We start from the raw sequence: 13,551 nt of genomic DNA, 5'->3' as shown, positions 1-13,551 counted from the left end.
TTCACCCTGCCTTCACCACCCGGACGCGCGGGTCACTTCCCGCCCTCCCGGCAGCCACCTATCCTCGCGCCCATCCCGGCCCGCCCCTACCTGTCGGAAGGTGACCCTCGTATGCGCCCCCAATGGCTGCGCAGAGCAAGACGGTTCGGCACCCGGTCCGCCGCCGTGGTCGCGACCAGCGCCCTGGCCCTGACCATCCCGTTCCCGGCCGATTCAGCCGTTCTCACCGAGCGGCCGGTCTCCTACGTCGACCCGCTGATCGGTTCGTCCAACGGCGGCAACACCTACCCCGGTGCCACCCTCCCGCAGGGGATGATCGCCTGGTCCCCGACCAGCACCACCGGTGACCAGACCAGCACGGGCGCCGCCAACGGCTACCAGTACGACGCGACCCGCATCCGAGGTCTCAGCCTCACCCACGTCAACGGCGCCGGCTGCAACCCCGGCGCGGCGGGCGACGTGCCGGTCATGCCGTTCGTCGGCGACGTCACGTCCTCGCCCTCGGCGGACACCAAGGACGCGGTCTACGCCGCCGACTTCACGCACGCCCAGGAGAAGGCCGTACCGGGGCGCTACACGCTCGGCCTCAAGTCCGGTGCCACCGCGGACCTGGCGGTCAGCAAGCGGGCGGGCGTCGCCGACTTCACCTTCCCGGGCGACCGTCCGGCCAACCTGCTCTTCCGGGTCTCCAACTCCCTCAACGGCAGCGAGGACGCCCACGTCGAGATCGACGCCGCGCAGCGCAAGGTGACCGGCTGGGTGCTCACCGGCGCGTTCTGCGGCCGCCGCGCCAACGGCGGCACGAACAACCGCAAGAGCTACTACAAGCTGTACTTCAGCGCGTCCTTCGACCGCGACTTCTCCTCGGTCGGCACCTGGAAGGACGGCACGCTCTCCGCGGGCTCGACCTCCGCCTCGGGCGGGGAGGGGTACGCCACCGGGGCGGACCGCGCTGGACGCGGTTCCGGAGGATATGTCGGCTTCGACACGAGCTCCGACAACGATGTCCGGATGCGGGTCGGCATCTCGTACGTGAGTCTCGACGGCGCCGAGGCCAACCTCCGCGGGGAGATCGCACCGCACGCGAGCGTCGCCGCGGTGGCCGACGCCGGGGCCCGCGCCTGGGACCGGGAACTGAGCACCGTCCGTGTGGGCGGCGGCAGTCCGGCCCAGCGCACCACCTTCTACACGGCGCTCTACCACTCGCTCATGCAGCCCAACCTGATCAGCGACGGCGACGGCCGGTACTACGGCATGGACGGCGCGGTGCACCGCCTGGCCCGCGGTCAGCAGGCGCAGTACAGCAACTTCTCGGGCTGGGACCAGTACAGAGCGCAGATACAACTCCTCGCCCTGCTGAAACCGAGGATCGCGGGCGACTTCGCGCAGTCCCTCTACAACTTCGCGCGGCAGAACAACGGAGTCTGGGACCGCTGGGTGCACATCAGCGGCGCCACCCACGTGATGACGGGCGACCCCTCGGCGGCGACGCTGGCCACCTTCTACGCCATGGGCGTACGCAACTTCGACTACGAGGGAGCCTTCGACTCGCTCGTACGACAGGCCACCGTGCCGCGCGACGAAGGACTCTCCGACGCGGGCTGCCCGGGACAGTGCGTTGGCCAACGCCCCAACCTCGCCCAGTACTTGACCTCGCACTACGCGGCGCAGGATGTGTGCCACTGCTGGGGCGGCGCCGCCGAGACCCTGGAGGACGCCGTCGCCGACTCCGCCCTTGCGAAGTGGGCCGAGCTGCTGGGCCGGGACCAGGAGGCCGCCGTCTTCACCGAGCGGGGTGACTACTGGGCCAACGTCTTCAACCCCGCCGCCACGACCGGCGCCGGCTACATCCAGGCACGCAGGCTCGACGGGTCCTGGGTGACGCCGTTCAGTCCGGGAAGCGATCTCGGGTTCGCGCAGGGCACCAGCGCGACGTACACCTGGATGGTTCCGCAGGACGTGCAGGGGCTGGCCGCCGCGATGGGCGGCCGCGACGCAGCCGCTTTCCGGCTCGACGGCTTCTTCCACAAGGCGGACGGTTCCTGGTCGGTCCGGGGCGGCGACCCCCTGCGCTACGACCCCACCAACGAACCCGGCATCCACGCACCCTGGCTCTACAACGCCCTGGGGCAGCCCTGGAAGACCCAGGAGACCGTCCGCGAGATCCTCAACACGGTCTACGGCACCGGCCCTTCGGGTCTGCCGGGCAACGACGACCTCGGCACGATGTCCGCCTGGTACGTCTTCTCCGCCCTCGGTCTGTATCCCCAGACCCCAGGCAGCGCCTCCATGCTGCTGAGCGCTCCGCTCTTCCCGAGCGCGGTCGTGGACCGGCCGGGCGGAACCGACATCACCATCAGCGCGCCCGCCGCCGACGCCACGCACCCGTACATCGACGCCGTACGGGTCAACGGGCGTACCACGCAACGCTCGTGGACCGGCGCCGGACTGACGACGAAGGGCGGCACTCTCACGTTCTGTCTCGCCGAACAGCCCAACACCCAGTGGGCGACCGACCCGGCAAACCTGCCTCAGTGATCCCCGCGGCCCCGCGAGAAGCGTTCTCGCGGGGCCGCGGGCAGCCGGTCACTGCTGGGGAGCGGCGCTCCGCAGAGCCGCGATGCAGGTGCCGATCGCCTGCTGGAGCTCCTCCAGACGCTGCACCATGTCGTCCTCGTAGATGTCGTCGGCGTCGTCGAAGGTGAGCTCCTCGAACACCTTCGTGGCCTTCTGCAGGCTGCTGTAGAACTTCGTCCGGCGTTCCTGGACGCGTAGTTCGGGGTCGGCCTGGACGGTCTCGACCACCATGTTCTTCATGGTGTCGTACGCCTCGGTCGCCCACTCGCCGGTGTCCTCGCCCTCGTCCAGCTCGTCGAGGAGGGACAGGTGCCGTTCGGCCTCGGAGCGCAGTTCGGCCGGGGCTTCCAGGGTCTGCCCGGCCGGGGTCTTGATCTGGCCCTTCTCCGCGATCTGGCGCACATAGCCGATCCGGTCGGCCGCCCTGGTCTCGGTGGCCACCGCCTTCTTGAGATCGTCGGTGCGGGCGATGTCCCGGGCCAGCTCGGTCTGGAGCGCCGGGTCCTCCTTCAGCCGGTCCAGGAGCGCGTGCCGCGCGGCCTGGGCGGTGGAGGGGTCGGCGAGGATCGCGGCCCGCAGTGCGGTGGGGTTCTCGGCGACCTCAAGGGCCTTGGTGGGCCGGATGCCCTCGGCCTGGGCGGCCTCCGCGATGGCGGTGCCGCGCTCGGAGGCGGCGCTGGAGCGGGAGACGTAGTACGTGTGCCACACCTCGGCGTCCGGCAGCTCGATGTCCTGGCCCGGGGCCAGCCCTTCGAACTGCGGGACGAGACCGTCGTCGGCCGCCTTGTCCCACGCCTTGTAGTAGCGCATGACCCGCTCGGGCGAGCATCCGGCCAGCTCGGCGAAGTCCTTCGCGGAGATCTTCGGTGTCTCGTCCGCGGACTGCCCGCCGGGCCGCACGCTGCGCGCCACCTTCAGAGCGAAGCTCCAGCCGCCGGTCCGTGCGTAGGCCCCGAAGTCGCGTGCGTCACGCGACACTTCGGGATCCAACGCGCCGAAATCCGCGTCTGATTCATGGGACGGAGCAATGGCTACGGTCACCGGGAACTCTCCTGGGTCGGTGCGGCGTTCAGATCACGGAGGATGAAGCTTTGGCCGAAGCTTCAGCCCTCAGCGAGCAGAGCCACGAGTAAAACGGAAACAAGCGGACACACAAGTAAAACCGAAACGAGCAAGCCGGAAACGACGCGATGTGATGACCTTCACCCCGATGTGGCGGAAAGTGATGAATTCCTTACGGTCGTGAGACGTACGGGTGGGCGTAGAGCATCGTGAGACCGCAGGAGGATCTTTCGTGCGACCGTTCACTCTCAACTACGCCTTGCCCACAGGGCAGTCGGCCGTGACAGCCGCGTACCAATTCGACGTCTCACTCCAACTGAACGTGCTGCCCGACGGCCGACCGGCCGTCAGTGATCGTGCGCTCCTCCTGGCCTCCGGAACCACGACGTCCACGGCCGGCTCCCAGACGCACTTCGACGACTGACGGCAGCTCGCGCGCATGACGGTACTCATTCTCACAGCCGAGCAGGACGTCACCGCCGACATGGTGGTGGCCAAACTGCATCAACAGGGCGTGCCCATGGTGCGCCTGGACCCCGCCGACGTGCCCGGCAAGGCCGTGCTGTCCGCCGACTACGCCCATGGCGACTTCGACGGCTATCTGTCGGTCAACGGCCATGTGCTCAGCATGGGCGGCCTGCGCTCCGTGTGGGTGCGCAGGCCGGGCGAACCGGCGGCGCACGCCGCCGATCCCTCGCCGTGGCTCACCGCCGAGACCCGGCAGGCCCTGTTCGGAATGCTGTACTCCGCCGCGACCCGCTGGATGAACCACCCGCGCAGCGCCGAGCAGGCCCGGCACAAGCCCTGGCAGCTGCGGGTCGCGCACAGCAGCGGCTTCGCGGTGCCGCCCACCGTCATCACGACTGCTCCACGGGTCGCCAAGCAGTTCGTCGAGGAGTACCGCGACGTGGTCGTGAAGTCGGCCTCGGGGCCACCGCCGGGCGAGCCCCCGGTGGCCCTGCCCACCACGCTCATCGGACCCGACACGGACTTCTCCGGCGTCGCGGTCGGCCCCGCGTTGCTCCAGCAGTACATTCCCAAGTGCGCCGACATCCGGCTCACCGCCATCGGCTCGCGCCTGTTCGCCGCCCGCAAGACCGCCGAGCCCGAGCAGGTCGACGGGCGTTTCGGCGACACCGGACACACCTGGGAGCCCATCGACGTGCCCGGCCGTATCGCCCGCTCCGTCCACGAGTACCTGACCTTCACCGGACTGGCGTACGCCGCCTTCGACTTCGCGGAGGACAAGGAGGGCGTCTGGTGGTTCCTGGAGGGCAACCAGGGCGGCCAGTTCGGCTTCGTCGAACTGGAGACGGGCCAGCCCATCGCCGAAGCGGTCGCCCTGTGGCTGGCGCAGCGAAGACCCGATGGCCGTGTCCCCGCAGGGCGGAGATGAGTCACGCCCTGCGGCAGCTCACCGGATCACTCCGGCTGGAAGGACTGGAAGAAGACGTCCAGCGCCTCCTGGTTGGCGGAGTCGTTCCAATCGTCGGCCGGGGTCGTCCAGCGCAGGGAGAAGCCCCGGCTGTCGCCGATGAGGAAACCCCGGCCCAGCGTGCGTTCACGGACCCCGTCGGACACGGAGATCCACTCCATGTCGGCGCCCTTGAAGCCGCGATAGTCCACGGCGCGGATGTCACCCACCCGCTCGTAGTCGGTGGACTCGCTCCGCAGTGATGGCTCCAGCGCCGCCCAGATCTCGACGGGGTCGGGGCCGAGCCGCGTGCTGTAGGTGACGGCCAGTGTGCGCGGATCCCCGCTCGCGCCGAAGGTGACGCGGTAGGAGAGGTCGGCGGAGGTCCCGTTGGTCCGCAGGGGTTTCCAGCCCTCGGGCAGGTCGATGGAGAAGCCCTCGGGCGCGTTGTAGGTGGAGAAGGTGGCCGACGGTGTCTCTTCGACGGTGGGTGAGGAAGACGCCGGGGTCGGGGTCGCCGGTGGCTGCCCGGAGGCGGTGCCCGTGTCGGTGGGCGTCGCGGACGGGCTGCCGGAGGCGGCCGGCGGGGACCCGGAAGCGGTCGGCGAAGGTGCTGAGCCGGACGCGGAGGTGTCCCCGTCGGGCAGCCCGCCGGCCGCGGTGAGTACGGCGAAGCAGACGACGGTGACGACCAGCGCCCCACCCACCAGAACCGGCCGGCCGACAGTGCGTCCGCCGAAGGTCCGCCCCGACCGCCGTGCGGCGCTGTAACTGTCCCGGAAGACGGGCAGTTGCGCAGTGGGCGTCGAGTCGTCGAGTTCCTGCTTGAGGATGCGCGTCAGCGCCTCGCGTACGACCGGCTCGGGCACCCGCTCGAGCGGGTCCCTGCGCAGGAGTCCCAGAATGGCGGGGCTGAGCGGGCCCGCCTTCGCCGGCTGCCGGATGGGCAGCCGGTCCACGGCGCGGAGCGTGGCATCGAGCCGTCCACGGTCCCGGATGGGCGGCCGCCCCTCGACCATCGCGTACATCATCGCGCCGAGCGCCCACAGGTCCGCCGCCGGTCCGGTGCTCTCGCCGCGCGCCTGCTCCGGGGACGCGTACGACGGCGCGGTCACACGTGCCGAGGAGGTGGCCCCCATCAGGCCGAAGCCGCTCACCGTGACCGAGCCCTGATCGTCCACGCAGATCTGCCCCGGGCTGAGATCGCCGTGTGTCTGCCCGTGGCGATGAGCCGCGGCGATGACATCGAGGAGACCGAGCCCGATGCGGGCCGTCCGGATGTAGTTCACGGGACCGTTGCCGAGGAGCGCGCTCAGCGGGACACCGGGGGACCGCTCCGTGACCGTCCAGAGGAAATCGTTGTCCTCGATCACGTCGACGACGGTGGACACCTTGCCGGGGCAGATCAGTCCCATGCGCTCGGACTCGCGCAGGATCCGGGCAGCGGTACGGTGCTCCGCCTGCTCGCGCAGATGGTCCGGGAGCCGCGACCTGGTCAAGGTGACCGGACGCTCGAACTCGACGTCCTGGCCGTGCCAGCCGACGCGGCCCTCTTCCCGGTGGACGACCTCCAGGAGGCGGTATCTTCCGGCGACCAACTCGTCCGTGGGGTCTTGCACCTTGACCATGCTCATCCCTCGCTGCGCACCGGGCTCTCACCTTTCCCGGAAGTACGGAGGATGTGACGTTGAGTGTTCAAAGGAAGACGGATCGGGCACACGCTTTTTTCGCGCAGGGCTCACTGCACGGTGTTTCCGCCCGTGCCGCCGGTCTCGTCGCACGGTCTCTTCGTCCATGCGGCCGCGCTCACCCCACGATGTTCCGGCCTATGTAGGAGTCGGCGAAAGCGGCCGCCGCGGCGGGCGATCCGAGGATCCGCCGCAGCCGGGCACCCGCGGATCCGGCCCGGAAGGGTTCGCCCGACGACGGCCCGTGCAGCAACTCCGCGAACCACCGCGAGAACTCCTGGTACTCCCAGACACGCGCGAGGCAGGCCGCCGAGTAACCGCGCAATGCACTGCCGTCGCCCGTCCCGTAGTAAGCGATCAGCCCGTCGGCCAGGAGCAGGGCGTCGTGCAGCGCGAGGTTCATGCCCTTCGCCGCTATCGGCGCCACGAGGTGGGCGGAATCGCCCGCCAGGAACAGCCGCCCGTACGTCATCGGCTCCACGACGTAGCTGTGCATGTCGAGCACCCGCTTCTCGATCAGCGGGCCCTCGGTGAGCGGCGGGGCGCCATTCACCGCGAGGCGGGCGTGGAGTTCCGACCACACGCGCTCGTGCGGCCAGTTCTCCGGGTCCTCGCCGGGCGCGACCTCCAGGTAGTACCGGGTGACCTGAGGGCTCCGGGCCATATGGGCGGCGAATCCGCGCGGGTTGACACCGAAGACGACGCAGTCGGAGGACGGCGGCGCCTCGGCGAGGAGCGCCAGCCAGCCCACCCCGTAGTCGTACCGGGCGACGGTGCCCTGATCCGGGGTGACATAGGTGCGCGTCACGCCGCGCGCGCCGTCGCAGCCCGCGATGATCTCGCAGTCGATACGGCGACGCTCGCCCGTCGCGGGGTCCGTGTACAGCACCGAGGGCCGGTCCCCGTCGATGCCGTGGAGCGCCACATCGCGTACGCCGAAACGGATGTCGCCGCCCCGAACGTCCGCGTACTCGCGCACCAGGTCGGTGACCAGCAGCGGCTGCGGATAGACGAAGTGCCGGTCCCCGGTCAGCTCGGCGTACCGGAACCGGTGGCGCTCGCCGCCGGTCCGGAACTCGCACTCGCTGTGCGCCTGCGCGCGCTCCACGAGCCGGTCGGCAAGACCCCGCTCCCGCAGCGCGCGCACCGCCCACTCCTCGATGAACCCCGCCCGGGGCCGCTGTTCGATGAACTCGCGGCTCTCGGTCTCCAGGACCACGCAGTCGACGGAGGCGGCCCGCAGGATGTTGCCGATGGTGAGACCGGCCGGTCCCGCGCCGACGATGACGACGGGGACGCGCTGCACAGGGGTGGGGGTGGGGGAGGTCACCCGAACATTATGACGGTGCTCCGTCAGCGCCGGACACGGCAGCAGGGGCGACCGCCCGACCATGCTCTACCCGTCGGCCCGCGCCACGAACTCCCAGCCCCCATGCGGCACTTGGTACACGATGAATCCCCGGTCCGAACGGAGAAACACCGCCCCGCCCGGAGCCGTCACGGCCGAGCGGGCGGCCGCCGGTACATGCACCTCGGCCGTCGCCCCGACCGGCACCCGTACCGACAGCCGGGTCGTCCCGTCGACGAGGGACCACGCGGCTGCCGCCTCCCCGCGCACCGTGTGCACCGACGTGCGGGCCCAGTTCACGCCCGTGCGGCCGTCCGGACGGACCGTGAAGGTGCGGTAGCCCGCGTCGCCGGGACGCAGCCCTGCCACGCTCTCGTAGAGCCACTGCACGACGGTGCCCTGGAAGTAGTGGTCCCGGGAGCGGGAGTCGAGGGGCCACATCTCCCACATGGTGTCGGCGCCGTGGTCGAACCAGTACCCCCAACTCGGGTACGAGCGCTGGGTGGCGATCGCGTGCGCCACTTCGGGGTGCCCCTGCGCGGACAGTTCGCGCAGCAGCACGCTCGTGCCCAGCGCCCCGGTGTTGAGATGGTTGCCGCGCTGGGCGATATCGGCGAGGAGCGAGTCGACGACGCTCGCGCGTGCGCCCGGCGGGACCAGTCCGAAGGCGAGCGGAACGCAGTTGTTCGTCTGGCGGTAATCGGGGTCCTTCGCGGTGCGGTAGTGCCCGTCAGGGCCGAGGAACGCCGCGTTGAACGCCTCCTTGAGGCCGCCCGCGACCTCGCGGTAGCGCGTCGCGATCTCGCTGTCGTCCAGGAGGTCGGCGAGTTCCGCCGTCCCGGTCAGTGCGCGATGCAGATACGCGGTCGCTGTCAGCCGGGTGTCCTCCGGCGGGTTGCCGCCGTAGCCCGGCGGCAGATAGTCGCCGAGAGCGGTCACCGCGAGCCCGTCCCTGAGACGTGAGATCTCCCAGTCCAGGTAGCGGGTGAGCGGCGCCCAGTGGTCCCGGGCCAGCCGCTCGTCGCCGTACACGCGGTACATCTCGCGTACGAGGAAGGGGTATACGGTCGTCCACTCGGGGGACGGGCCGAGGTCGCCGTAGCCCCAGCCGCCGCTCGGCACGATCACCGGCAGCTGCCCATCGGTGTTCTGACTGTCCCTCAGGTCGCCGAGCCACTTCGACAGGAAGCGGTGCACCCCGAACGCGTACGCCATGACGGGCGCACCCAACTGGGCGTCACCGGTCCAGCCGTTCTTCTCGTACATCGGCGTGTCCGTCGGGATGCCGTGCAGATTGTTGAGGAGGGTGCGCCGCATCGCCCGCTCCAACTGCTCGTAGAACGGCTCGGAACAGGCGAACGCGCTTGTCGCCGCCACCCGCGTATGCACGACGCGGCCCAGCACCTGGGAGGGGTCGGGCTTCTCGGACAGTCCACTGATCTGCACATAACGGAAGCCCTTGTACGAGAACTTGGGCTCCCACACCTCGTCGGCACCACCGCCCGCGCACACGTACTCGTCCGTCTGGAACCGGCCCGGCACATGCCCGGTCTCCGCGGACACGCTGCCGTCGGACTTCAGCTTCTCGCCGTGTATCAGGCGAACCGTGGTCCCGGCCTCGGCCCGCACGGTCAGCCTCGACCAGCCGGCCAGGGTCCGGCCCATGTCGACGACGTACACACCCTCGCTCAACTCGCTGATGGCGACCGGGCGTACGGTCTCGATGACCTCGATCGGATCGTGCGCCTGGGCGCGCAGGGTCCCCCGCGGCGCGGCCTGCCGCTGTGCCTCCTGCCAGCCGCGGTCGTCGAACCCGGGGCGCGTCCAGCCCGCGGGTGCCTTGCGTGCGTCGTAACTCTCCCCGGCGTACAAGGAGTTGGAGCGGGTCGGCCCCTCGGTGATCCGCCATTGCCCGTCCGTCGCGACGAGGGTGCGTGAGCCGTCCGGATGGTCGACCTCCAACTGGGCCAGCAGGCGCGGTTCGTCGTGCCAGGGCGGTTGGTGCCAGTTCCACACATTGGGTGTGGTCATGCCGAAGAAGCCGCGACCGAGCGTCACCCCGATCGCGTTCACGCCCCGCCGGACCCGGTCCGTCACGTCGTGCACCGCGTACAGCACCGTCTCGTCGTAGTCCGTGAAACCTGGATCGAGCACCTGCCGCCCGATGCGTACACCGTTGATCTCGGCGTCGTAGTACGCGAGCCCGCTGATGTGGAGCCGGGCGCGCACCACCTCCCGCGGGACGGTGAACTCGCGCCGCAGCAGGGGAGCGGGCTGCTCGGGCACCGCGATCGACACTCCGCCGCCCCAGGGACCCTGCCCGTAGGGCGCGAGCACGACCGCATCGAGCCAGTCGGCGTCCTCGAAGTCGGGCTGCTGCCAGCCCTGTTGCTCACTCTCGGCGGAACGCCATCCCGCTCCCGTGACCAGCTCGACCGTGCCGCCGGAGGCGGTCTCGACGATCAGACGCACGAGGAGCCCGCCCGGATTGACGGACGCGCTGCCGCGGTTGGTCGCCAGTGCGGCGACCACGATCCGGCCGCCGATCGCCCCGCGCACCTGCTCGGTGACATCGGCGAGATGTCCGGTGCGCCAGGCGTCAGTCTGCTCGGGCTGGTGCAGCACCTGCTGCCCGTCGAGGTACAGGGTGAAGTCGTCGTCGGCCGTGGCCACCAGGGTCGCCTTGCGGATCTCCGCGCCCGCGGGGAGGGTGACCGCCCCTCGGAACCAACGGGGCCCGGCGGGAGCCGAGTTGGCGGTCGAGCCGGGCGACCAGATCCAGGACGCCCCCTCGAAGCCCGGCGGCTCGGGCGCGGCTGCGGCACCGATCCAGAACCCCTCCCACGCGTCCTTTGGCAACGTTGTCTCCCACCAGCGCGGCGCACTCCACGCGGACGGGCGGCCCTCGCTGTCCCAGACCCTGACCTGCCAGTGGTAGCGGGTACGGGGCCGCAGCGCGGGACCCGCGTAGACGATGCCGACAGTTCGGTCCGACTCGACCCGGCCCGAGTCCCAGACCAGGTGTCGCCCCCGGACCAGGTCCTTCTCGGTGAGCGCCACTCTCACCCGGTACGCGGACTGCCGGGCGCCTCGTCCGCGGGCGGTCAACTCCCAGGTGAGTCGGGGGTGTTCGACCTCGGTGCCGAGAAGCGTGTCGGCGTACTCGACGGTCGTACGCGCTATGCGCAGCCCGTCCTCGAGCGGGACGCCGGCGCCTGCCTCCGGCGACGCGGACGCGGTGCCGCCGCCGGACCCGAGCGCGATGGAGGTGCCTGCTCCGGCGACGGAGCCGCGCAGGAAGACGCGGCGGTTCCAACCCTTGGCCATGTGTCGCCCCTCAGTGATTGAAACGTTTCATTCAGATCTCAACGATCCTATGAGGAGCGACTGTTGGGCCTCAAGAGGTGTGCAGGCAACTCATGAACGGGAGGGTCGCCGCTGCAACGCCCGGCGGGCCGCGACCTCGGCTTCAGCGGCCTGTCGGCAACCAGGTGTCGATGACGGCTGCCAGCTCGTCGCGGTCGGTGAAGACGTGCCCGTTCATACCGGTGGCCTGCGCGGCGCGGACGTTCTCCTCGCGGTCGTCGACGAAGAGGAAGTCGGTCGGGGCGGCCCGCATGGCGACGACGCAGTGATGGAAGGCTGCCGGGTCCGGCTTCGCCGCTTTGATCTTCCCGGAGAAGGCGATGTGGTCCAGATTGTGCAGCCAGGGCTGCGCGGCGAGGAAGGCGTCCGCGTGGTCCGAGGGGATGTTGGACAGCAGGGCGACCTCGGCGACGCGGCGGAGGGACTGTGCGTAGGCGACCATCCGGCCGTCGACGCGTGACCAACTGTCGATGTCGGTGAGGCGCAGTTCCTCGATCGTGTTGGCGTCGACGGGCCGGGACAGCCATCGCAGTACGGCGGTCCAGTACTCGGACGCGGACTGCCTGCCGGCGTCGTACGGCGGGCGGCAGGCCCAGTACGCCGTGGTGAAGGCTTCGGTGGGTGCGTGGCAGCGGGCGGCCATCTTCTCCAGGGCGCCCGGGCGTTGGTGGCGGGCGATGACCCCGAAGAGGTCGAACAGCACGATGCGTCGGTCGCTGGACATGGTGAGGGTTCCTCCGGGTTCTGGCGGCCGGGGCGGGAGGGGAAGCCTGTGCGGCACGGAGTGAGCCGTGCCGCACAGGCGCTCAGTGGCTGCCGTGTGCCATCTCGAGCGTGCGGTCGGATCCGGTGCGCAGGATCCGGGCGGCCACAGCGGTGATCGCACACAGCAGGATCAGCAGTACGAAGGCGTGGTTGAGGGCGACGAGGTGGGTCAGCCAGCCGATGACAGCGGGGCCGGCGAGCATGCCGACGTAGCCGAGCCCGGCGACGCGGGAGACATTGGCGCCCGCGGCGGAGGGGTCGGCATGCCCGGCCGCGCTGAACAACTGCGGGACACAGCCCGACAGCCCCAGACCGAACAGCGCCCACCCCGCGAACGCGGCCCAGATCCAGGGGGAGACGGTCACGATCGTGATGCCGACGGCAGCGGTCGCCGCGCCGTAGCGCAGGATCGCCATGGACCCGAACCGGGCGACGAGGCGGTCGGCGAGCAGCCGGCCGATGGTCATGGTCGCCGCGAAGGTGCCGTACGCGAAGGCGGCAGTGCTCGCGGGTGCGCCGAGGACGTCCTTCAGGTGCAGCGCGCTCCAGTCGTTGGCGGCTCCCTCGCACAGCATGACCATCAGCGCCAGGGTGGCGAGCATCCAGATGCGCCTGCTGGTGCTGCTGCGCTTGGCGGCCGGGGCTTGCTCGGCCTCCCGCTCGGAATTGGTGTCGACAGCGGCGGGTGCGGCCGGCAGCAGGGCGCGTGCCGACACCAGGGCGATCACGATGCCCAGGGCTCCCATGGCGCTCATACCTATGGCGGGGCTCAGTCCGGCGCTCGCCGTAGCCGCTCCGACCAGCGCGGCGAGGACACCGCCGACCGAGAACGTGGCGTGGAAGGCCGACATGACGGGCCGGCCGTACGCCTTCTCCACGTGCACGGCGTGGGCGTTCATGCTCACGTCCAGGCAGCCGTTGCAGAATCCGAAGACCAGCAGGGCACCTGCCAGCGTCCACGGCTCCCGGGGAAGACCGGGCAGCACCAGGGCCACGCTGGACAGCACGCCGGTGGCGGGGACGACTATGCGCGCCCCGAGACCGTCGGTGAGACGCCCGGCCACCTGCATACCGATGAAGGCCCCCAGTCCAAGGAGCACCAGCAGTCCCCCGAGCGTCGCGTGACTGATGCCCACGCGCTCCTCGACAGCGGGGATGTTCACCACCCAGGTGCCCATCAGAGTGCCGCAGAGGGTGAAGTAGACAAAGGTCGCTGCTCGGGCGGCTCGAAGCGAATCATTCATGACAGCCACCGTAACGAACATCCTGGGCGGTTGAATACTGTCACTTCGCACACATTGAATGTTCGTTTCGTGTGGTGTTCAATCGCG

General features: G+C 70.2%; 9 protein-coding genes. 3 read left to right on the top strand and 6 right to left on the bottom strand.

Annotated elements, in window-relative coordinates; genetic code table 11:
- Window positions 1–111: 111 nt before the first annotated feature.
- Complete coding sequence (locus OG266_RS02880) at window positions 112–2,538, top strand: GH92 family glycosyl hydrolase (RefSeq protein WP_371542373.1); 2,427 nt, start codon at window positions 112–114, stop codon at window positions 2,536–2,538.
- A 48-nt stretch (window positions 2,539–2,586) separates the two neighbouring features.
- Here the strand turns inward: OG266_RS02880 and OG266_RS02875 are convergent, their stop codons facing one another.
- Window positions 2,587–3,618, bottom strand: a complete 1,032-nt coding sequence (locus OG266_RS02875; protein WP_371542370.1) for a hypothetical protein — start codon at window positions 3,616–3,618, stop codon at window positions 2,587–2,589.
- A gap of 253 nt (window positions 3,619–3,871) precedes the next feature.
- Here OG266_RS02875 and tgmA point away from each other — a divergent pair, with 253 nt between their 5' ends.
- Both tgmA and tgmB read left to right on the top strand, forming a co-directional pair.
- Window positions 3,872–4,063 carry a putative ATP-grasp-modified RiPP gene (gene tgmA / locus OG266_RS02870; RefSeq protein WP_266471469.1) on the top strand — a complete coding sequence of 64 codons (192 nt, stop codon included), beginning with the start codon at window positions 3,872–3,874 and terminating at the stop codon, window positions 4,061–4,063.
- A gap of 15 nt (window positions 4,064–4,078) precedes the next feature.
- On the top strand, window positions 4,079–5,035 hold the full coding sequence (tgmB, locus tag OG266_RS02865) for an ATP-grasp ribosomal peptide maturase (protein ID WP_371542367.1): 957 nt from the start codon (window positions 4,079–4,081) through the stop codon (window positions 5,033–5,035).
- 26 nt (window positions 5,036–5,061) lie between these two features.
- On the opposite strand, the gene OG266_RS02860 is transcribed toward tgmB, so the two are convergent.
- The 5 genes from OG266_RS02860 to OG266_RS02840 all read right to left on the bottom strand — a co-directional run bounded on the left by OG266_RS02860 (window position 5,062) and on the right by OG266_RS02840 (window position 13,464).
- Window positions 5,062–6,681 (bottom strand): serine/threonine protein kinase, encoded by a 1,620-nt coding sequence (locus OG266_RS02860; protein ID WP_371542364.1) that lies wholly within the window; start codon window positions 6,679–6,681, stop codon window positions 5,062–5,064.
- Between the two features lie 178 nt (window positions 6,682–6,859).
- Window positions 6,860–8,071, bottom strand: a complete 1,212-nt coding sequence (locus OG266_RS02855; protein ID WP_371542361.1) for a 4-hydroxybenzoate 3-monooxygenase — start codon at window positions 8,069–8,071, stop codon at window positions 6,860–6,862.
- A gap of 66 nt (window positions 8,072–8,137) precedes the next feature.
- Window positions 8,138–11,416 (bottom strand): family 78 glycoside hydrolase catalytic domain, encoded by a 3,279-nt coding sequence (locus OG266_RS02850; RefSeq protein ID WP_371542358.1) that lies wholly within the window; start codon window positions 11,414–11,416, stop codon window positions 8,138–8,140.
- 142 nt (window positions 11,417–11,558) lie between these two features.
- Window positions 11,559–12,179, bottom strand: a complete 621-nt coding sequence (locus tag OG266_RS02845) for an HAD-IA family hydrolase (RefSeq protein ID WP_371542355.1) — start codon at window positions 12,177–12,179, stop codon at window positions 11,559–11,561.
- 82 nt (window positions 12,180–12,261) lie between these two features.
- Window positions 12,262–13,464, bottom strand: a complete 1,203-nt coding sequence (locus OG266_RS02840; protein ID WP_371542353.1) for an MFS transporter — start codon at window positions 13,462–13,464, stop codon at window positions 12,262–12,264.
- Window positions 13,465–13,551: the final 87 nt, after the last annotated feature.

This window comes from Streptomyces sp. NBC_00554, assembly GCF_041431135.1.
In the GTDB taxonomy this organism is placed as follows: domain Bacteria; phylum Actinomycetota; class Actinomycetes; order Streptomycetales; family Streptomycetaceae; genus Streptomyces.
This window is presented reverse-complemented; position numbering and strand designations above follow the sequence as displayed.